This window comes from Segatella asaccharophila (assembly GCF_054687055.1).
Genome location: NZ_BAACAN010000005.1, coordinates 143,607 through 166,839, shown reverse-complemented (window position 1 = coordinate 166,839; position 23,233 = coordinate 143,607). Strand labels below are relative to the sequence as shown.

At 42.6% G+C, this 23,233-nt stretch carries 10 protein-coding genes; 6 read left to right on the top strand and 4 right to left on the bottom strand.

The annotated features are described in order from the left end of the window. The first annotated feature begins 8 nt into the window (after window positions 1–8). The 5 genes from ACYRYG_RS04760 to bglX (ACYRYG_RS04740) all read left to right on the top strand — a co-directional run bounded on the left by ACYRYG_RS04760 (window position 9) and on the right by bglX (ACYRYG_RS04740) (window position 10,258). Complete coding sequence (locus tag ACYRYG_RS04760; protein WP_460197778.1) at window positions 9–2,510, top strand: beta-glucosidase; 2,502 nt, start codon at window positions 9–11, stop codon at window positions 2,508–2,510. Between the two features lie 38 nt (window positions 2,511–2,548). Further along, window positions 2,549–3,742 (top strand): glycoside hydrolase family 27 protein, encoded by a 1,194-nt coding sequence (locus ACYRYG_RS04755; RefSeq protein ID WP_293428357.1) that lies wholly within the window; start codon window positions 2,549–2,551, stop codon window positions 3,740–3,742. 235 nt (window positions 3,743–3,977) lie between these two features. Then, on the top strand, window positions 3,978–6,146 hold the full coding sequence (bglX, locus tag ACYRYG_RS04750; RefSeq protein ID WP_460197777.1) for a beta-glucosidase BglX: 2,169 nt from the start codon (window positions 3,978–3,980) through the stop codon (window positions 6,144–6,146). Then, window positions 6,143–7,900 (top strand): beta-L-arabinofuranosidase domain-containing protein, encoded by a 1,758-nt coding sequence (locus tag ACYRYG_RS04745; protein WP_460197776.1) that lies wholly within the window; start codon window positions 6,143–6,145, stop codon window positions 7,898–7,900. Before bglX (ACYRYG_RS04750) ends, ACYRYG_RS04745 begins: the two co-directional genes overlap by 4 nt. A gap of 45 nt (window positions 7,901–7,945) precedes the next feature. Then, entirely contained in the window at window positions 7,946–10,258 is a 2,313-nt protein-coding gene (gene bglX / locus ACYRYG_RS04740; protein WP_460197775.1) for a beta-glucosidase BglX, read from the top strand. A gap of 141 nt (window positions 10,259–10,399) precedes the next feature. Here the strand turns inward: bglX (ACYRYG_RS04740) and ACYRYG_RS04735 are convergent, their stop codons facing one another. The 4 genes from ACYRYG_RS04735 to ACYRYG_RS04720 form a co-directional block, all read right to left on the bottom strand. Then, entirely contained in the window at window positions 10,400–12,178 is a 1,779-nt protein-coding gene (locus ACYRYG_RS04735) for a RagB/SusD family nutrient uptake outer membrane protein (RefSeq protein WP_293423401.1), read from the bottom strand. Between the two features lie 18 nt (window positions 12,179–12,196). Continuing rightward, entirely contained in the window at window positions 12,197–15,460 is a 3,264-nt protein-coding gene (locus ACYRYG_RS04730; protein ID WP_460197774.1) for a SusC/RagA family TonB-linked outer membrane protein, read from the bottom strand. Between the two features lie 854 nt (window positions 15,461–16,314). After that, the gene (locus ACYRYG_RS04725; RefSeq protein WP_293419618.1) at window positions 16,315–18,282 is read right to left on the bottom strand and encodes a SusD/RagB family nutrient-binding outer membrane lipoprotein; all 1,968 of its coding nucleotides are present in this window, start codon (window positions 18,280–18,282) and stop codon (window positions 16,315–16,317) included. A gap of 11 nt (window positions 18,283–18,293) precedes the next feature. After that, entirely contained in the window at window positions 18,294–21,482 is a 3,189-nt protein-coding gene (locus ACYRYG_RS04720; RefSeq protein ID WP_293428351.1) for a SusC/RagA family TonB-linked outer membrane protein, read from the bottom strand. 593 nt (window positions 21,483–22,075) lie between these two features. Here ACYRYG_RS04720 and ACYRYG_RS04715 point away from each other — a divergent pair. Beyond that, a complete protein-coding gene (locus tag ACYRYG_RS04715; RefSeq protein ID WP_293423395.1) occupies window positions 22,076–23,206 on the top strand; it encodes a DUF1343 domain-containing protein in 1,131 nt (376 codons plus the stop codon). Window positions 23,207–23,233: the final 27 nt, after the last annotated feature.

Genomic DNA, 23,233 nt, shown 5'->3' with positions numbered 1-23,233 from the left:
ATAGATTTATGAAGTTATTCAAAACAGTTTGTGCCGTCTTTTTCCTTTTCTTGTCTTCACTTTGCTATGGTCAGAACCCTGAAAATTCTGACCCGGAGATAGAAAAGATTTTATCCTCTCTGACTCTTGAGGAAAAGGTTTCGCTCTGCAGTGGAAAATTATGTGGAACCAACAGCTTCCATGGAGTTCCAAGGCTTCATATTCCGGCTTTGGAATTGACAGATGGTCCTCGCGGCCCTAATGCCCAGGTAGGAACGACAGCCTTTCCTTGTGGTGTGGCATTTGGTTCAACCTGGAATCCGTCAGTTGTCCAAAGGGCCGGTCAGGTGATGGGAGAAGAAACCCGTGCATTGGGGCGCAGTATACTGTTAGGGCCAGGAATGAATATCTTGAGGGATCCCTTAGGAGGACGATTCTTCGAGTATTATACGGAAGATCCGTTCCTAAACAGTGCCATTGCCGTAGCTCAGATTAAAGGGATCCAGAGTGAGGGAGTTTCAGCCTGTGCAAAGCACTATGTATGCAATAACCGGGAAGATAACCGGAATAACTATATGTCAGTCGTGGATGACCGTTCACTGCATGAAATCTATCTGCCTGCTTTCAGGGCTGCTGTACAGCAGGCTCATGTAGGGGCTCTTATGACAGCAGCTAACGGGGTCAATTATGATTTTGTGAGTGACAGTCGCAGTTTACTTAAGGATGTCTTGAGAAACAGATGGGGATTCCGTGGCCTTGTCATGACAGACTGGCTTCAGACTCGTTCCGTTGAGAAGGCTGCTTTTGCAGGACTGGATGTGTCTATGCCTGGTGGGGATAATTGTGGCTTTGGTACACCTCTGCTGAAAGAAGTGCAAGACGGAAAGATCCCGGTCTCGGTGATCAATGATAAGGTGCGGCATATCTTATATGTGTATAAGATGGTCGGTGCCTTGGATGGCCGTGATATTCGAAAGGGCGCATCCTTGAATACCAGGGCACACCAGATGGTTGCCCGCCAGGTTGCGGAACAGGGTATTGTACTGTTGAAAAACAACAGGTACGGATTGCCCCTAAATGGAAATAAGGTAAAGAATGTATTGGTGACCGGTCCGAGTGCTGACAAACGCTTTTGCCTGTTAGGTATGGGGGGCAGCTCCTGGATAGAGTCACCTTATGAGGTGACAGCACTCAAGGGCATCAGGAATCTCCTTGGTAATAAAAAGGTGACCTATATCTCATCTGATGATCTGGGTGGCTTCAAGGTCATTCCTTCCCAGGTGCTTGGGCCTGTCAATGGACACCAGGGATTTACTGCCCGTTATTTCGTGAAAGGTAAAAGTGACCCGGTACTGCAGCGGGTAGATCCTACTGTTAATTTTATGTGGGAGATGAAATCTCCTGATCCTTCCATCAATGTGGATGATTTTAGGGAAGCCAGGTATGATGCGCAGATCATGCCTCCGGTAGACGGGAAATATACTTTCCGTTTTATTGTTGGAGGAGGGTCTGCTCTGGTATACAATAATGAATGGGGAGGTGCCCCGGTAGCTATTGTCGATCCAGGAAGAGGGAGCTCGACGGCTACCGCTACGGTGGACTTGAAGAAGGGGACTCGATACCATTTATGTGTCATCTATACCAAAGGTAAGGGTGACGCAGCTATCCGTATCGAATGGGAGACGCCCCAGTCCCAGGCAACGAAGTCACAAATGAGGAAGATCGAGAAGGCTGCCCGTAAGGCTGATGCTGTTGTATTTGTCGGAGGTGGTGATTATAGCCTGGATACAGAAGGGCGTGACCGGAGGAACATGACGTTCCCTCAGGTACAGGCTTCGTTGATTCATCAGTTGTCCAAATATAACAGGCATCTGGACGTCGTCCTGATCAATGGCTCTCCGTTTGAGATAGGTGGCTGGATCGATAAAGCTGCCAGTATCATGGAGGCATGGTATCCGGGAATGGAAGGGGGGACGGCCATTGCAGAAACCCTGTTTGGAAAGAATAACCCTTCAGGAAGACTGCCTTTTACCTGGCCGAAGAAACTGGCGGATGTGCCGGCTTTCAAATTAGGCTATCAGGATAATGATCATGTCGTTTATAGTGACAGTCTGATGGTGGGTTATCGTTATTACGACACCAAGAATGTGATTCCTCAGTTTCCTTTTGGTTATGGCCTTTCCTATTCTAAGTTCAACTATGGTCCTTTGACAGTCCACAGAAATGGTGACCAGATAACGGGCCATTTCAGATTGTCCAATGTCAGTAAGGTTGATGGTGCTGAGGTCGTGCAGGTCTATGTCCATCCGGTAAATCCGTCAGTGAGCCGTCCTGTACATGAACTGAAATATTTTAAGAAAGTGTTTGTGGGCGCAGGGAAGACAACTGATGTGGATTTCACTCTTCCTGCCAGTGCTTTTTCTTACTATGATGTGCATAAAGGCGACTGGAAAGTGGACAGGTGCAATTATGAGATTGAAGTAGGAACAAATTCCCAGAATATATTGCAACGTGCTCCGGTGTCATTTTAAGAAAGAAACCTGAATGAGATAACTTACAAGAATTACTTATGAAGAAAGTGTTATTTTTTATTACAACTGCTCTGCTTGTTTGTGGTGTTGCACATGCTCAGAAATATAATGAACTTGCCCGGACTCCGCCGATGGGCTGGAACAGTTGGAACCATTTCCATAATACCGTTAACGAACAGGATATTAAGGATATGGCTGATGCTATGGTTGCAACAGGACTTCGTGATGCTGGGTATAAATATGTGAATATTGATGACTATTGGCAGGGGGAACGCGATTCAGAAGGTTTTATGAATTGTGATCCGGAGAAGTTTCCTGATGGTATGAAGGCTCTTGCAGATTATGTTCATTCTAAAGGTTTGAAAATGGGCATTTACAGTGATGCCGGCAGTAAGACCGGTGGTGGCTCAAAGTCGGGTAGCCGGGGACATGAATATCAGGATGCTTTGCAATATGCCCGTTGGGGCATCGATTATCTGAAGTATGATTGGAATTTTGGAGGAAACAGGAATAAGGAGGAAGCTTTTTCACTGATGCGGGATGCTATACGGGCGGCTGGCCGCCCGATGGTATTCAGTGTTAGTGAATCTGGATATGGAAAGCCATGGCTCTTCTGCAGGGATATTTGCCATTTATGGCGAACCTCTCATGACATCATACCTAGTTTCAGTAAAGGAGCGGGGTGTATACTAAGCATTATTGATGCCAATGAACCATTACGTAAATATGCCGGACCCGGACACTGGAATGATCCTGATATGCTGGAGGTGGGGAATGGTATAACTGAAACACAGGGACGTTCTCACTTTACGATCTGGTGTATGATGGCTGCTCCTCTGATATTAGGCAATGATCTCCGTACGATGAGCAAAGCAACTCTGGCTATTCTGACCAACAAGGATGTCATCGCTGTAGATCAGGATACCTTAGGTGTTCAAGGATTGAGGTATCTGCAGGATAACGGCGTGGAAGTTTGGTTCAAGCCTTTGCGTGGAGGTGCATGGGCTATGTGCCTGTTTAATCGGACCCAAGGGGCCAGGAAGTATACTGTTGATTGGAAGACAATGGATTTTAAAGATGAGGTGAGTGGATTCTCTACAGGACTTGCTACCAAGGTTTACTATATTAACAATCTATGGACAGGTAAGATGGTTGGAAAGACAGGTAAAAAACGTACGGTGTATATTCCGGCTGAGGACGTAGTACTCTATAAATTAATTCCAAAGAGATAATATTCGTTGGCAGGATTAGCATCCATGGAAAGTTCATGGGAGAAGTGAAGTCCTGTACATATAGAATCAATTACGCTAACGGAGCATAAATAGAATTATCATGAAGTATATATTCTGGATCTTGATAGGTGTAATGTTTTTGTTAATGCCCGAATCAGTGAAGGCACGAACCTTTCAAGCAAACAGTGATGAGATAAATCCTTCATCTCTGAATAAAAAAAAGAGTCATCGGAAAATGTTCAAGGAAAAGTCCGACACAAGAGAGGCCATGGACCAATACATTTCGACATTAATGTCTAAGATGACAATAGATGAAAAAATCGGGCAATTGAATTTATGGGGTCTCGGTGATATCACAAAAGGTCAGATTGGGGCCATTCTCGGTCTAAGAGGTGAAAAATCGATTAAGGAAGTTCAAGAGACTGCCGTTGAAAAGAGCCGACTGGGGATCCCTTTATTATTTGCAGAGAATGTGGTTCACGGTTATCAGACTACCTTTCCTATACCATTAGGATTATCATGTAGCTGGGATATAAAGAAAATAGAAGAGTCTGCTCATATCGCAGCTATAGAGGCGAGTGCAGATGGCATCAATTGGACATTTGCTCCTATGGTCGACATCTCTCATGATGCTCGATGGGGACGTGTCGCAGAAGGTTCAGGTGAAGATCCGTATTTAGGGTCTCTTATTGCAGCCGCTATGGTTAAAGGTTTTCAGGGGACTTTGTCATCAGATAGTGACATCTTGGCCTGTGTCAAGCATTTTGCACTTTATGGAGCGGTCGAAGCCGGTCGGGATTATAATACAGTTGATATGAGCAGATATCGGATGTATAATGAATATTTTCCTCCATATAAGGCTGCTGTAGATGCTGGTGCGGGAAGTATCATGACTTCTTTCAATACGATAAACGGTGTACCCTCCACGGCAAACAAATGGTTGCTCACTGATTTGTTGAGGAATCAATGGCATTATCAGGGCTTTGTTACAACTGATTACACTGCTATATCTGAACTGCAACAGCATGGTGTGGCAGGTGACTTACAACAGGCGTCTGTTAAGGCACTGGACGCCGGTGTCGATATGGACATGGTATCTGCTGGTTTTTCAGGAACATTAAAGAAATCTTTGCAGGAGGGCAAGATCACAGAAGCACAGATAGACAATGCTTGCCGTAATGTGTTAGTGGCAAAGTATAAATTGGGATTATTCTCTGATCCTTATAAGTATTGTAATCCTGTTCGTACAAAGAAGGATATCTACACTCCGGAACATCTTGCTTTATCCAGAACATTAGCGGATGAGAGTTATGTGCTTCTTAAGAATGAAAACAAACTATTGCCGTTGCCTCGCAAGGGGACTATTGCTGTGATTGGCCCATTGGCTAATGATAAACAAATCAATGGTATGTGGAGCATCAATCCTAATTCTGAATGCTCACTTGTAGATGGATTGAAGGATGTCGCCGGCAAATCGGTCTCTGTATTGTTCGCTCAGGGAGCCAACTTGATGGATGATCGTAGTTATGTTGGACGAGTGGGAGGAATCTGGGATAATCGCAGCAGTGAAGATCTGTTGGCTGAGGCTCTGAAAGTTGCAGGTAAATCGGATGTTATTATTGCGGCATTGGGTGAATCGGCTAATATGAGCGGGGAGTGTACCAGTCGTTCACAGATAGATATCCCCCAGTCACAGGAGAAGTTGTTGAAGGCTTTGGTGAAGACCGGCAAACCGGTGGTGCTGGTACTGTTCAATGGCCGTCCGTTGATACTAAACTGGGAGAAAGCAAATGTTCCGGCTATTCTGGATGTATGGTTTGGCGGCAGTGAAGCGGCCAGGGCAATCGGAGATGTCCTGTTCGGTGACGTGAATCCGTCGGGAAAGTTGACGATGTCATTTCCTCAGAATGTAGGTCAGTTGCCTTATTCTTATATGCATGAGAACACTGGTCGTCCCTTGCCGAAAGGTCAGTGGTTCCGCAAGTTCTGCAGTGATTATCTGGATGTGAGCAATGACATGCTTTATCCATTTGGCTATGGATTGAGTTATACTACCTATACCTATGGAAAGCCGGAATTGAGTTCTATGCAGATGGATGGGAATGGCTCAATCGTTGCAAGTGTCAAGGTGACAAATACAGGAGAATATGATGGTGATGAAATTGTTCAGATGTATTTGCACCAGCAGACAGGCCGTGTAGCACGCCCGGTGAAGGAGTTGAAAGGCTTTCAACGGATCCATTTGAAATCAGGAGAGAGCAAACGCGTGTCTTTTACGATTACACCGGATATGCTAAAGTATTATGATAATCAGTTACAGTATATTGCCGAACCTGGAAAATACGATGTGATGATTGGAACAAACAGTGAAGATCTGCAATCACAGTCATTTGAATTTAAATGAAGAAAAAGATATTTATATTTCAAGTAGCTTTGTTTTTTACAATAGCTCCTATATATGCCTGGAACACAACTGTCAGTATTGTTGGTAAATTGCCTGTTCCAATTCCGTTTGGTAAGATTCATATTCAAGGGGAATTAGATACTCGCTTACAGAAAAATTATGACCGCCTTGAAGAATCCAAATATCAACCTGATCATGTCTTTCTTACGGAACAAGAATCCGGTGGCTGGCCGGGAGATACTGAAGGCCGGACTATCTTAGGATTGGTAATGGATGCTCAGGCTACGCATCGTGAACCTCGTTATCTAGATGAAATCATAAGGAGATTGCCTTCGCATCTCAATTCTCTTGGATACATGGGACCGATCTATGATGGGATGCTGAATGAACAGCAGTTGGCTGGCAATGGTTGGCTGTTGAGAGGACTGTGTGAATACTATAAATGGAAAGGGGATAACCGGGTGCTTCCGATGATTCGATCAATAGCCATAAATCTTTTTGTAAAAGGTGGAAAAGGTTATGAGGATTATCCGATTGATCCTGTTTTAAGAAATTCACAATCTGGTGGAGCTTCAGGAAACATCCAGAAAACTTATCATCAATGGATGCTGTCAACAGATATCGGCTGTGTGTTTATTGGCATGGATGGTGCTATACAGGCTTATGACTTGCTCAGAATACCTGAACTGAAAAAGGTTATAGATGAAATGGTTCATACTTTTTTATCCATGGATGTGGTTAAGATCAAGGCTCAGACACATGCCACACTGACTGCTTGCAGGGGACTTATCCGTTATGCTGATATTACAGGTAATAGAGAGTATGTCCGTAAAGTCATGGAAATATGGAAACTCTATAAGACGCATGGAATGACAGAATGTTATGGCAATTACAATTGGTTTGACCGTTATAACACCTGGACGGAGCCTTGTGCAATTGTGGATTCATATATGCTGGCAGTACAGTTGTGGCAACATACAGGTATCTCAGCATATAGGGATGATGCTGAATTGATTTATTATAATGCCATTGCTCATGCGCAGCGTAGTAATGGCGGTTTCGGTTGTGACAATTGTCCCGGTCTCTCTGCTCATTCATCAAATCTGAATGTTGTCATAGATGAGGCCTCGTGGTGTTGTACCATGCGTGGAGGTGAGGGATTAGCCAGTGCTGCCCGTTATTCTTATTTTACGTGTGGTCATACGGTTTATGTTCCTTTCTATCATGCCTCCGAATCCGTTATCAATTTACCGAGCCATCAGTTTTTGTCTGTTATCCAAACTACCACTTATCCATTTGGCAATGGGGTGACTTTTGAAATAAAAAGTGGTAATGCCAGAAATGTTGATTTAAAACTGGCTTCACCATACTGGATCAAACCGCTTCATATAAAACTGAACGGGAAGGAATGCAGATATAGAATGAGCAATGGGTTTATAGAAGTCCATGCTTCCTTTAAAAAGGGGGACAGATTACAGTTCTCTTTTAAACCGATTGTACATTATGAAAATACGATAAATCAATATAATACGTTAAGAAAACAGTTTAGAGTATTTTATGGACCATTGCTCTTGGGTGCTGGGAATAAAGAGAAAATCATGGAGTTGAAGCGTGGTGACAGATTACTGAAAAAGAGCGATTGTTCTTTTACAAAACAGGGAACGGATTTGATCTTATCTCCCATTTATCATTTGCTTGATCCGATGGTATCCTTGCAGTACAATTCCAAAAGCAAACAGGTCATTTTTGAATGAATAACAGTATTGATATAAAATACCTAACATTTTGAACAGATAGAAATGAAACGATTATATGTAATATTAGCGGTGGTGTGGCTATGTTTGCCGTGTATGATGAAAGCTGGAACTAAGGCAAGGAAAATAGCTATAACAACTCAAAGGAAAGAAGAATCGATGCAGAAGATGAATCGGTTTGTCTCACAGTTGATGTCAAAGATGACCCTTGATGAAAAAATAGGTCAGTTGAATTTGTCTGGTGCTGGCAATCTGACACCTGATCAGGTGAAGAATAGTGATGTGGCCAAGAGTGTAAGTACGGGACAAGTTGGTGCTATCCTTAGTCTGAGAGGACTGGAGGTGATCAGGGAACTGCAGAATGTGGCTGTAAAGAAAACACGTCTGGGCATTCCTTTGCTCTTTGGTCTGGATGTGATCCACGGATATGAGACCACCTTTCCTATTCCACTCGCCCTGTCGTGCAGTTGGGATATGGATGGTATAAAGAATGTCGCACGTATATCGGCAGAAGAAGCGAGTTGTGAAGGCATCTGCTGGACATTCAGTCCGATGGTAGATATCTGCCATGATGCACGCTGGGGACGTATAGCTGAAGGTGCCGGGGAAGATCCTTATCTGGGTTCTGCCATAGCTAAGGTAATGGTCCGGGGATATCAGGAAGATTTGTCGTCTAACTCAGATATAATGGCTTGCATTAAGCACTTCGCTCTATATGGGGCAGTTGAAGCAGGCCGTGATTATAATACCGTCGATATGAGCAAGTATCGGATGTATAATGAATATTTCCCTCCTTATAAGGCAGCAGTGGAAGCTGGAGCGGGAAGTGTGATGACCTCTTTCAATACGGTTAATGGGGTTCCTTCGACGGCGAACAAATGGTTACTTACTGACGTCTTACGGAACCAGTGGCATTTTAACGGTTTCGTCGTGACTGATGCTACAGCTATTGCAGAACTCAGAAACCATGGGCTGGGTGATTTGCAACAGGTTTCCGCTAAATCCTTGACTGCCGGCGTCGACATGGATATGGGTGCGGGTGGATTTGTCGGGACATTGAAGAAGTCGCTGTCTGAAGGAAAGATAACCGAAACAGATATTGACAATGCTTGCCGATATATTCTGGAGGCAAAATACAAATTAGGACTATTTACCAATCCTTATAAGTTCTGTGATGCAAAGCGTGCGAAGAAAGAAGAACGCACAACCGGCCATCTTGCTGAGGCCAGGAAAATGGCAAGTGAGAGTTTTGTACTGTTAAAGAATGAAAATCACCTGTTGCCATTGCGAAGGGGTGGTACCGTGGCCGTAGTCGGTCCCTTGGCAGAAGCCCAAAATAACATGAATGGTACATGGAGTGTAAATTCTAATTCTGAATGTTCTTTAGTGACTGGATTAAAAGATGTTGCCGGGAGCAAGGTCCGTGTCTTGTATGCCAAAGGATGTAATCTGGAATATGACCATGCCAAGCAGGATCGTGAGACAATGGGAAGCCCTCTTGTGTGGGACAACCGCAGTAATGCAGAGATGACGGATGAAGCTGTAAAGGTGGCAAACCAGTCTGATGTGGTGGTTGCGGCGTTAGGAGAGGCTGCCAGTATGAGTGGCGAGTGCGCTAGTCGTTCTCAGATAGATGTACCGGAATGTCAGGAAAACTTGTTGAAGGCTTTGGTGAAGACTGGTAAACCGGTGGTGTTGGTACTGTTCAATGGACGCCCGTTGATACTAAACTGGGAGAAAGCAAATGTCCCGGCTATCTTGGATGTCTGGTTTGGCGGCAGTGAAGCGGCCAGGGCAATCGGAGATGTCCTGTTCGGTGACGTGAATCCGTCGGGGAAGTTGACGGTATCTTTCCCTCAGAATGTAGGACAGTTGCCTTACACTTACAGTCATGAGAACACTGGTCGTCCCTTGCCGAAAGGTCAGTGGTTCCGCAAGTTCTGTAGTGATTATCTGGATGTGAGCAATGATATGCTTTATCCATTTGGCTATGGATTGAGTTATACTACCTATACTTACAGTAATTTCTCTTTGAGCGCTGATAAAATGAACCGGAACGATTCGATACAGGCAAGTGTAACGGTAACTAATACTGGTAATCGTGATGGTTATGAAATTGTCCAGATGTACCTGCATCAGGCTGTTGGCAGTGTGGCACGGCCAGTCAAGGAATTGAAAGGATTTAAACGTGTCCTTTTAAAATCAGGAGAAAGTAAGCGTCTTATATTTACGATCACTCCGGATATGTTGAGGTATTATAACAATGATCTGCAATCGGTATTAGAATCTAGGAAGTTTGATGTGATGATCGGACCGAACAGCGAAGATCTACAGTCTCGTTCTTTTATGCTGGAATAAGAGACAGATAGAATTCTTCTGCCATTTTTCAGCTTTGTATGTCCTGTCGTAAAAACAAAGAACCCCGGAAGTCAGATAAGTAACTTTCGGGGTTCTTTCACAGAAATATAGTTCTATAATAAATCAGAGATTAATATTGATTTACCATCCAGGGTTTTGTGTGAGTGTATAGCCTCGGCTTTTGTAGAGCGTGATCTGATCTTCTGGAATAGGATAGAGATAGTCTTTATCTGAAGAGATACGCATCAGATTCTGATCTGTAATTGGCTTGATGTAGCCAGCGTTTCCATCCCGGTCAAGTTTGATCTTTGACAGATTATCAATTGTAATAGTTGTTCCCGGGTGTCTTGAGTTATACCAGGCTACATATTTGTCCTTGTCCAGCCATGCTCCCATGTTTACTTTCGGATTCTTGACCATATCGGCATACTGAAGTTTACCCCATCGGCGAATATCGTAGAAACGGATGCCGGAATAGGGCAGTTCATCACGACGTTCACGGCGGATCTCCCAAAGGATGGAAGGTACATCGGAGTCCCGGTCAGGATCATTGATGTTGATACCATTTACTTGCAGGGTGTTTCCTGCAAGTGTTACATGTGGCATACTCGTACTTGGGCGGTCACGCAGAATGTTGATGGTCTTGTCAAAGTCTTGTTGGGTCAGAGTATAATCCCCTAGCGTTGATAGTTCTGCAGCGGTTTCTATATAGTTCATCAGTACTTCGTCATAGCGCATAATTGGCGCGTCGGTAATACAGGTATAGCTTTGACCTCCAGCCTTGTCTTTCAAAGATTCGTTGACAAAGAGATGACTGAAATAGCCGGATGTGGCGTATACATCGGCTATACCGTTTAATTTCAGACCTGTTGTATCCACATTGGCGTAGAGACGGGGATCACGGTCTGCCATCTCATCCGGAAACCATTTGTCTCCCCTGGACAGGGTGTTGTCACTCTGGTGGATTGGTAATCCGTTCTTTGACAGATAACTGTCAACTAATGATTTGGACGGACTATCAACTTCTATCAGGGTATTCTGGAAAGACATTAGACTGTGGGTTACAACGCCTTCGGCATAGGAACGATAAAGAATAATTTCCGGATTACCTGCAAGACTCTCAGAAGTAGTCAGATCAAGAAAGTTATTACACAGATGATACCTTCCACTGTTCATTACGGCTTCGGCAAAAACCTTGGCGGCCTCTAGGTATTTCTTGGCATATTCTGTGTTCTGCTCACGATATTTTTCCCATGTGCCTTCAAAAAGCATCAAACGTGATCCATAAGCATCAGCCACATCGCGGTTAACGGTCAGACCTGCTTCTCCATTACTGATACGGATGTTTTGCGATGCGAAATTCAGATCATCCAGTACTTTGTCCATAACGTCTGTACGTTTATCCCGGGCACGATAGAGACCTGCATAGTCTTTATTATCAAGTGCTTCCTCATAATAGGGAACATCTCCGTAGAGATTGACGAGTTGACTGTATTCCAAAGCTCGGAAGAAGCGGAGAACACCCATCCAATGATTTTTTGCTTCATCATCTAATGTTGACGATTTAACCCGGTTGAGCATAACATTGATGTGACGGACCAATGTGAAATTCCAGTTGGATCCACTTGCAGAAGCTGGAGCTACTTTTGTGAAAAAGGTTGCTGCTTCCTGTGCATTATCATCATTCCAATCGGCTATATTGGTTTCTGAAAAATAATCAGAACGGTTCCATCCTTCATTATAACCGACGAAGAAGTTAGTATAGATATCCAAAACTGCTGTGCGGATATTGTCCTCACTGTTCCAGAAATCTGGTGTGTCCGTAACAGTATCCTTTGGATTGCAGGTAAGAAAGTCGCCGCAAGATATAAAGGTGAGGATCACGGCGAGTAGAGTAATTCCTAAATTTATTTTTTTCATACGATTTGCCATTTTATGTTAGAATACAACTTGTAAACCGAAGGATAATGTCCTGGAATATGGATAACTTCTGCCAAAAGATCGTGTTCCGCTTCCAGAACCTACTTTGTAATCCGTTGACTCAGGGTCAACGGGGAGCTTCATGTTGTCAAATTCAAAGAGATTTTCTCCACTAAAATAAACTCGTACACTTTGCATGTAAATCCTTTTTGTAAGAGCAGTGGGAAGTGTATAGCCTACTGTGATATTCTTGCAGCGCAGGTAAGCCATGTGACAGAGATAACGAGTCTGGCACAGAAAATTCATTCCGTTGGTGTTCCAGGAGTTGTCGGAAGGACGGGGATAAAATGCATCGGTATTTTCTGGTGTCCAGTAGTCCATCTGGTGTTGGAAAACGGATTCTGCATAACTTGAACCTCCACCAGGAATAGCTACGCTTCCGTATGCCCAGTAGTCATGTTTACCTACTCCTTGGAAAAAGGTGCTGACATCAAATTCTTTCCAGGTTGCTCCGAGGGTAAAGCTATATTCATAGTCTGGAAGAGAATTGCCGATGACTTTAAGGTCACCGTGATCCTCTACGGTATTCTTTCCGTAAGTAATCTTTCCATCCCCATTGAGATCTTTGTATTTCACGTCACCCGGACCAAATTTGAAACTGCCAGTTTCATAAAGTGATTGAGATGGAAGACCTGTTTTCAGCGTACCGTCTGAATTGAAGTCGGAAGCTTGGAAAAGCCGGTCCGTTTCATAACCCCATATTTCTCCTAAACGTTTACCTTCATAATAACCGTAGATATTACGGTCTTCTTTATTGTATTTTGTGATTTTCTCTATGACATGAGAGATATTGGCACTTGCCTTGATGGCGAAATCTTTGGTAAATTGGTGGTGGTAGTCTATACCAGCCTCAAAACCGTTACCTGTCATCTCCCCATAGTTTTGCATGGGTACTGAAGCTCCGAAGGTGACTGGAAGTTGCTCACCCGGAGTATGCATATCAGAGGTCAGACGATGATAGTAATCGAAGGTATACATTAGATCATCATTGAAAAGACCTGCATCGATGCCAATATCAAAAGTTGTAACACGTTCCCAGGTCAAGTTAGGTGATACGACGGTAGGACCTTCCAGGGAAATTAACTCCTGTCCGTCTTCTACCCATCCGGATTTTTCTGTGGCCATTGTCGAAATAAAGGAGTTGGCTGCCACATCTTGGTTGCCAATGGTTCCCCAGGACGTACGCAGTTTCAGGTAGGAGAGGGTTGGCTTGGCCCATTCCATGAATTTTTCTTCAGAAGCTCTCCATCCTGCTGATGCTGACGGGAAAAAAGCCCATTTCTTACCATCCGGGAAACGTGAAGAACCATCATAGCGGAAGTTGAGTTCCAGGAGGTATTTCTGCATATAGTCGTAATTGATACGACCGAAAAAACCGGCAGCAGAGAAGTCATTATGGAAGCTGTAGGAGCCATTGTAAGAATATTGGTCGCCTGTGGTGAGAGCGATCTCGGGTAGATTCTCGCTGATTAGTCCTCTGCGTTCAGAATATTGGGAGAAGGCATCACGCTTTTCGGCATCCAGACCTGACATTAATTTGAAGTCGTGTCTTTTTGCCAAATTCAGATGATAGGTTGCATAGAGTTTGATGATGTTTTGAAGGGTATATCCACTGGTCTGGATGACCCCATCCGCAGAACTGCTATATAGACTGGTATAATTGCTGAAAGGTGCAGAGGAGAACATATCATATCCCATGACCTTGCCACCGTTGCGCTTCTGATAGTCGTTCGTATAACCAAAGGTATAGTCAAAATTGATGGACAGGTCCTTGACCGGGTCAATTTCAGTACCTAAATTGTCAAGTATATAAGTGGACGTAAGTTTCTCCCGGTTACCATTACCAATTTCTGTAACAGCAGAGCGGAAAGGCTTTCCTTGATAGGTCGTATAAGGATACCAGCGTGGCCAGCGAAGCAGGTAGAACCATGTGTCATACTGACCGGAGGTAAACCGATAAGGCTGGCTGTGACCGGTACGGGTGAAGAGAATGTTGGAACGGACTTTCCACCAGTCACTGATATTGGTCGTAATGTTGCTGTGTAGCGTATAACGGTCATACTGGTCAGTATTGATTTTCATGATCCCTTTCTGTGTCAGATAACTCATACTGATATTATAGGTGGTTTTCTTGCTTCCCCCGGTTATAGAAAGATTATGGTTCTGTTGAGGTGTCCATTTTCGGGTAAACTCCTTAATAGGATCAAAGGACCTGTAGAAATAGGTCTTCCCGTTCACGATCTCAAAGTCACGACCTTCCTGGAGCTCTCCTAATTGGCTTTGGGACATCTTGCCATATTTCTGATCCCATTCTTCAATCTTCTTGACGGCATATTCGTCGATAGTGTATCCTATTGGATTTGCCTGGGCAACTCCCAACCGTTGCATTACAGCCCAGATAAACTTTGCGTTGTCTACCGTAGAGGCCAGTTCTGGCATTTTTGTGGGGGTGTTCCAGGCAAAATTATCAGAATAGGAAACTCTTGTCTTTTCATTTTTGGTCCCCTGCTTTGTAGTAATCAAAATGACTCCCCATGCTGCCCTGGTACCATAAATAGAAGATGAAGCCGCATCCTTCAATACAGAGATGGTGGCAATATCATCAGGGTTGACCAGATTGAGATTGGGTACCTCCACGTTGTCTACAAGAATTAGGGGTGAGGTGCCTTCTGTTGCGCTTAGAGAACCAATGGAACCTCTCAGGCGGACAGTAGATTCAGTGCCGATACCACCGGTTAAATTTGTGATGGTCAGTCCTGGGGTGATACCTTGTAAGGCTTTTGCGACGTCAGTAATAGGGCGGCTGGCAATAGCTTCGTCTACGTTGACGTTGGCAACCGCTCCAGTCAGATTGGCTTTTTTCTGAGTACCATAACCTACAACAACGACATCAGAAAGTGTCCCGACATTTTCTTGAAGGGTTATTTTCATTCCATGTGAGGCTTTCACTTCTGTGGTCTTATACCCGATATAGGAGATGACCAGTATGCTTCCTTCTGGGGCATTTAATGTGAAATGCCCGTTAACGTCTGCTACGGATCCTACACCTTTTGCTCCTTTTACGATTATGGTAGCACCAATGACAGGTTGTCCTTGTTCATCGACTATTGTACCAGTGATGGCTTGTTGTTGTATACTTGCCGCAGACCGTAATGTACCGGTTGTACCGGTTCTTGCTGCAGCTTTTGCTGCTGATGGCATAAAGCTGATGCAAACTGCCATTAAAAAAGTTGATAAGTGAATGATTTTTTTCATATATATTTGTGATAAACAATTAGGTTTCTTTTTGTATGAATAGATAGGTATTGCAGTTTATATGGTAATTATTTTGATAGGTTATTGAAAAAGTATTTTAGAAACTTATAGGTCTTTCTTAAATTACTGGTAAAAATAACACTTTCTTAATAACTATACGTATTTTTTAAGTTAAAATTCAGGCTTATTCCTTGACATTATGAAAATTTTATCAAAATAAGAGTTTGACATTCTTTTCCAAGTTTCTTATTACATTGTCAATACCGTAATTAATGATGATTCCGTAGGTTTCTTAATTTTTATTATCCGGGAAATATCTTGCCTTTTCTTCATTTTTCCTAACTTTTTTATGATTTTTTGTCGGTTATACATTTTGTTATTATAATCTTTATGTTAGGTTTCATAATTTATATTAAATATTGCAAAGATATAGATTTTTATTTAAAAAATGAGCTTTTATGTGTCTATTTGATTATATTATGGTCTTTCTGCTTTATACTGTTATACTTATGATGATATTTGTATTAATGTATAACTGAATATGCCAAATAAAAATTAAATGATAAGTAATTAGTAAAATTAATAATTCTGTTTTAAGTTTCTCGAATCTTGTATTCCCTGTAATTTGTGTCTTCGCACCAAGATAGATCTTTTCTGCCATTTTTCAGCTTTGTATGTCCTGTCGTAAAAACAAAGAACCCCGGAAGTCAGATAAGTAACTTTCGGGGTTCTTTCATAGAAATATAGTTCTATAATAAATCAGAGAGGCCGCTTAAAATAAAGATATACCTTCTCTTTTGATATATTGAAGAAGAATCGCTTTATTTAATATAGCCGTAATATTCTTCATCACTAGAGCAAGCCCACCAGACGGGACAAGACCAAATAGCATCATTCATCGCTAATTTGTTCGATGCCTCCAGTTGAATTAAGTTATAGCTGCTCTCAATAGAACTTTGTTGAAAACGCTGGAACCAGTAGGTGAGATCAGTAGGTGACTGGCCGGTTATCTTATTGGTGGCTGTGAATTCAGCAGGTCTCTTATAATCGGGGTATACTATACCGAAACTACCGATGTTCCCGGCACTATAGTTAAAACGGCGCATATCATTCCATACCTCAAGATTAATTCCCATTGAAATCATCTTCTGGCGCATGATATCGGCCATCGTCAAAGCAGAAGCATTTTGACATACTGCCTGGCTGTTCATATAGGCAGAAATATCCTCTTCATTCATAGGCATTTCGTCAGGATTGACTGATCCTGCTGCTTTCCATGCGTTTAAACGGGTTTGCATCCGATCGAAATTTGCCTGAATACCTTCTTTATATGCAGCTAAAGCCTTAGCCTTATCACCTAAACGAAAATAAACTTCTGCTTTTATAAAACACATTTCTGAGTAAGTGAGTAAATCAGTGTCCGAATTAGGACGAGCATAAAATGTACCGGTCCCACCTACAAAATCATATTCAGATGCTGGATAATAGTACATATTGGTAGCACTCCGGCCACTAGTCGAAAGACTGTTGCTGCGCATGTTTACATAAATGGTATCTCCTGCGCGTCGGTAATCTGTAGTGTTGCAATAAGTGGCCCCCGGAGCGTATGTAACCGTTACTTTGTTTCCGGATATGGTAACTGTATGGATTTTCTGCATAGATGCCACAAAGGTGGCTAATGCAGATGCATCATCAATTTCGTAAGTGAGATTTACGGGCTCAGATGTGGCAAAAGTGGCATTGATGGGTCCTCCATTCTGGCGAATGTCTGAATTCATCATATCCACTCCTGCGTCCCGTGCCCAATCATAACTCAGAATCTTGCCAGTTGTGCTCAAATTAATGTCTTTCATCATGGCCGGAACCAGTTTGCTCATACGTGGATCGATTACTCCCGATCCTCCTGTAAACTGGTTCGTCAGTAAATTAATATACCATTTGGTTTCTCGCTGTGAAGAACCGTAAGCCGCATAGTCCCATATAGGAGAAGTTTGATACGGATCACCCACGGTAAAATTAGTTTCGTCTCCTTCTACATTGTAGTTTTCTACTGAAGTGTTGTCATCATTGGATTGGGGCCCATTGGATAAAGCATCTAAAATTTCCTGTGGATTGAAAAGATCAGATCTTTTGGATAGCCGTAGTAGATAACGTGCTTTCAGTCCGTAGCATAATTTCAACCATTTGTCTTTATCGCCTCCATTCCAAATATCTCCATCGGATAGTTTGGTGGCAGAGGTAGGCTGTTCCTTTTGGAAGGAGACAATTGCAGAGTCAAGACAATTTATACAGGCGTTGTAGATGGTCTTTCCATCATCGTATGCAGGATTCGTCTTACCGGTAAAGGCTTCAGACATTGGACACTCACCATACAGGTCAAGCATAGTCATAAAACACATGGCTTTCAAACAGTATCCGGCCCCTTCATAATAATAAGCGTTTTCCTCTTTTGCACGAGTAATTAACGGGTCTATATTCACTCCTGCACCCAGGTAAATATTCTGATAGGCTGTGGTGCTGGACACCTGGGAGGGATTCCAGGCAGCTAGTAATCCGTTACTGCTGGTCGTTGAGGTCTGGGTGAGCAGGCCTGCAATGGTACATGCTCGCATACTGGCACTGCCCCAAGCATAGGCATAATAATTTTCTATCCAGGGAAGACGCTCCTTAATAGCTGCGTTATCCGATGTCGGATTGTCCGGATCTGTGTTTACGTCCAGATATTTGCTGCAGGAAGCAGTTGACAGCAATACAATAATTCCTATTAAAATATACTTAGTTCTTTTCATGTTATTTCTTTTTAGAATGTGATATTAACACCGAATGAGACACCTGCTGTGGATGGAACACCACAATAATCTATCCCAGAGGATCCTGAACCTCCCGTTCCTGAACCTGCTGCGCTGACTTCAGGATCCAGGCCTTTGTAATTGGTAATTAAAAGCAGATTGGTGCCAGTAAGAGTTGCCACAAGGCCTTTAATGATATGCTGGTTCCTGAGAAAATCTTTGAAATCATAGGATAATGAGATTGAGCGTAATCTGATCCAGTTAGTCTTAGTAATGAAATTATAGGCATTTAAACAATAATTCTGCCAGTATTGTTGAATCATGTATTCTCCCGACTTGACGGCACCGTTGACATTATAGGATTTTCCTGCCTCGTAAGTATAGGTTATTTCATCTCCCGTAGTGCTGGAGACACCGCTTACTGTAACAGATTTGCGATTTAAAGTCTTCTTGCTTAATCCGTTGGATACAAGATAGTATTCAGTACCATTGTAGATATCTCCTCCCAGTCTTAAATCAAGCAAGAAAGAAAGATTGAAGTTCTTATATGTCAGACTGTTATTAAGGCCTCCTATCATTGTTGGTTCACGGTTGCCTACGACATTCGTGTAAACCTTACTGTCTTTATAGAGTCCTGTAGTTTCGTCTACTATGTAGTGTTCAGTCCCGTCGTTACCTTTAGCGGTGACAAACTCGTTTCCTGTCAGTCCTTGAAAATATCCATTGGGTATGGATCCTGCTTTAGCGCCTCCTACTTGTGCATCGGTTACATAAAATACCCCTACACCATCAATGAATTTCCCTAGTCGGCCACGGTTGCCTGATAAACTCAATGTCGTTTCCCACTGAAAATCACGGGTTAGTATAGGCTTCCCTGTTATAGCCAACTCCATTCCTTTGTTGGTGACAGAACCTCCGTTGAGAGTGAGGAAAATGTACCCTGTAGATTGTGTCAGACGGGGTGAACATATCTGATTCTTGGTCTTGCTGTAGTAATAGGTATAATCCAATCCTAACCGTCCATTAAGGAAATGAAGTTCTGTCCCCAGTTCGTATGCCGTCTGAATTTCCGGTTTTAGATTATAACTTCCCCCTGTCCAACTGTTCCCAAGGGCTAATTTGCCACCATTGACCGTAGCGACTGGCCACAGATAGAAACTTGTGGAGTAAGGATCTGCATCTTTTCCTACCTGGGCCCAGGATGCTCTGAGTTTGCCAAATGAGAGAATGTTATTTTTGGGAATCAGTTCAGAAAAGACAAAACTGCCCGAGACCGAAGGATAAAAATAAGACTGGTTTTTTACAGGCAGTGTAGATGACCAGTCGTTTCTCCCTGTAACGGTGAGGTATGCCAGACTTTTGTAAGAAGCCCGAAATTCACCATAAACTCCTACAAGTCGTTTCCTGATAGTCTGATCCTTGAGGAACTGGTCTGCTGTAGCCATATTACTGAAGCTCACTACACCTGGGGAAACAAAGTCATATCCCCATTCTGTGTTGTTGAGGATTTTGGTATCTTCTGCCGTCGTGCCCAATAGAAGATTGAAATCAAAGTTTCCCAATGTTTGATCCATGTTAGACATCACATTCGTTGAGATATATTGATAGTCCTCACGACTTTTGCTTAAAAAACCATTTTGATATTTCTCCAGCAAAGCACCTCCTGGGGCTTCGTAAGTATAGGAATCAGTAGTATATTTGTCAATTCCGGCTCTTGCCGTCACGTTCCACCAGGAAGTCAGTTTTAAATCTGCATACAGCGAACCAGTGAATCGGGAAGTTTCATCCTTTATCTTGTTTTTGTTTAGGATCCAGTAGGGGTTTTCTACATCATCCTGAAGGTCCTGCAATCCTTCAAACATACGGTATTTCGAACCGTCCTCATTTAAATAGTGTTTCATGTTATCACTTGGAGACCACCCATAGACAGCTTGCAACACCCCATTTCCTCCTTGTCCATAAAGTCCTCCTGAGGTAAGGGTCTTTTTCGTGTTTGCTTGGGAATAAGCTATCCCCGCTCCAACCTTGAGGAAATCTCCGTATCGCTGTTCTCCGTTGAACCGAAAGGTTGTTTTGCCAAAATTCGTCGTCGGGACAATCCCCGTCTGATTATAATTAGATCCGGAAAGATAGAACGAATTGGTCTTGCCTCCTCCAGAAACACTTACACTATTGTCAAAAATATTGCCACCTTGGAAAAAGTCACCTAAGTTATCATACGCTTTCCCGTTTATGGTCTTTCCCCAGGACTGAGTCGTATAATCACTGAATGTACCGGCTTCATTATAATAACCTCGGCCGTATACTTTCTGGATGTCCGGCAGACGGTTTGCCCATGAATAAGTATATTTACTGTCAACATTTATGCGTATGGAACCTTCTTTCCCCTTTTTTGTAGTAATGATGATCACTCCGTTTCCGGCCCTGGAACCATATAGCGCTGCTGCTGCTGCACCTTTCAGAACAGATACGTTCTCGATGTCCTCTGGATTAATATCCATGATACGGTTACTGAAGGTAGTAGAAGTCTTGCTGACACCATCCGTGTTGGAGTTTCCACTGTTTACCGTGGAGTTATCGTAAATGATCCCGTCCACGACAAAGAGTGGTTGGTTATCCCGTGTCTCGCTGGCAGAATTACCACCACGAATTACTATGTTTGCTCCGGCACCTGCAGAACCTCCTGACTGAGTAATGTTTAATCCGGGAATCTTGCCGTCAAGGGAATTGATGACATTTGTCGACTTGTTCTTTAATAATTCGGAAGAATTCAAATTTGAAACGGAGTAGCCTAATGCTTTCCGGTCTTTCTTGATTCCCATTGCAGTTACTACCACCTCATTTAATGAATGTGAATTTTCTTCGAGTACAATTTTGTAATTTTGTGCATCCGTTATTTTTATCTCTTTCTGAATATAACCTAAATAGGAAACATCCAACTTGCTTCCTGGGGGTACGTCCAGAAAAAATTGGCCGTCTACGTTGGTAACGGCACCTATATGGGTGCCTGCAACTCTGACACTGGCTCCGATCACTGGTTCCCCAGACTTGTCGACAATGGATCCTGAAATACGTTTTTCATTCCCTTTGTCTTGTTGTAAAATCTCATTGATGTTTTCTGATGGAAGATGGGTTAAAGCCTTTATTGGCAATCCAAATAAAAAACAGAATAAAAGTGGTAGAGAATAACATTTTTTCATACAAATAAATTTTAAATTCCTAATATGAAACGTATTACCATACTATTTTGAAGATGATAGATTTATTGTGCATTATATTCCTTTATGATATATATGTTTGCAAAAGTATAACTTTTTATTTAAATAATGGACATAATTATATCTTTTTGTTATTATTATTGCGCAATGGATAACAGTTTGACGGATAAAGATTGAGCGTATGTTTGAATATGTAACTAAATAGAATTAATAATAACTAAACAGTAACTGTTTGTGATTTATTTATTTTTAATTTTAAATTATTGATAGGGAAATTTTATAATTTGTATCTTTGTGCTAAAATAAAAAAGACTCAAAGTAGCAGTAGGAGGGTTTAAGTGAATCTTTTATTTCTTATTTTCTGTCTTAACACTTTGACAATGATGAAGCATATTATGATTGAGTTGTTTAATGGGATGAAAAGGGCGTTAATTAATAAATACAAAACTTAGTAAAAAAGGAAAAGTGTTGTTAGATTATAAATTTTCACTATCTTTGTACCAGATCTAAATCGAATAGAGATGAAAAATCAGTTCTTGACTTTAATTTTCTTTTTTCTTAGCGTGACTTCCTGTATGGCGCATCATACAGGAATGGATAGGGTGATTAATGGGGATGAACAGACTTCTGATTATTTTCCTATGCTCAGGGGGCGGCGGATAGCCCTTTTTTCCAATCGTACCGGCAGGGTGAAAGGCAAACATGTTCTGGACCTTCTGATGGAAAATCATTTTAAGGTAACTTGTATCCTTTCTCCAGAGCATGGGTTCCGTGGGGATGCTGATGCAGGAGAAGCGGTAAATAATAGCGTGGACAAGTTAACTGGTGTTCCTATCCGTTCTCTCTATAATAGCAGTGATAGTACCAGTATGGAGGAATATTTACGGAAACGTGCTGATATACTGGTGGTGGATATTCAGGATGTAGGTCTTCGGTTTTACACCTATTATATTAGTCTCTACAAACTGATGAATGTTTGTGCGGAGTTGAAGATGCCGCTCCTGATCCTTGATCGTGCCAATCCCAATGGCTTCTATGTTGACGGCCCGATACTCGACATGAAATATAAATCGGGTGTTGGAGTTCTCCCTATTCCTGTTGTTTATGGAATGACTTTAGGGGAATTGGCCCGGATGATGAATGGGGAGGGATGGCTGAAAGACAAACGCATCTGTCCTTTACGGGTGATCCCGTGCAGGAATTATACTCATCGGACGAAATACCGTCTCACCGTCTCACCGTCACCTAATCTTCCAAACATGAAATCGGTGTATCTTTATCCTTCCATGTGTTATTTTGAAGGAACAGTTGTCAGCTTAGGACGGGGCACAGATTTGCCTTTTCAGGTTTATGGACATCCGGATATGAAAGGGTGTACTTTTACTTTTACGCCCCGCAGCAGGCCCGGGGCCAAGCATCCGCCTTTACTTAACCAGAAGTGTTACGGTGTGGATTTGAGTCATAGCACTGATTCTGAGATTTGGAAGAGCGGACTAGACTTGAGCTATGTCATTGATGCTTATCATCGGATGGGAATAGGAGATCGTTTCTTTACTCCCTTTTTCGAGAATCTTATCGGTGTGGGATATGTCCGCAAGATGATTGAGGATGGAAAAACGGCAAAAGAGATCAAGGCATGCTGGAAAGGTGACGTGGAAAAGTTCAAGAAACAAAGAGCAAAGTATTTATTATATGATGATAAATAATGTATAAACAATTATCCGGCCTTTAAT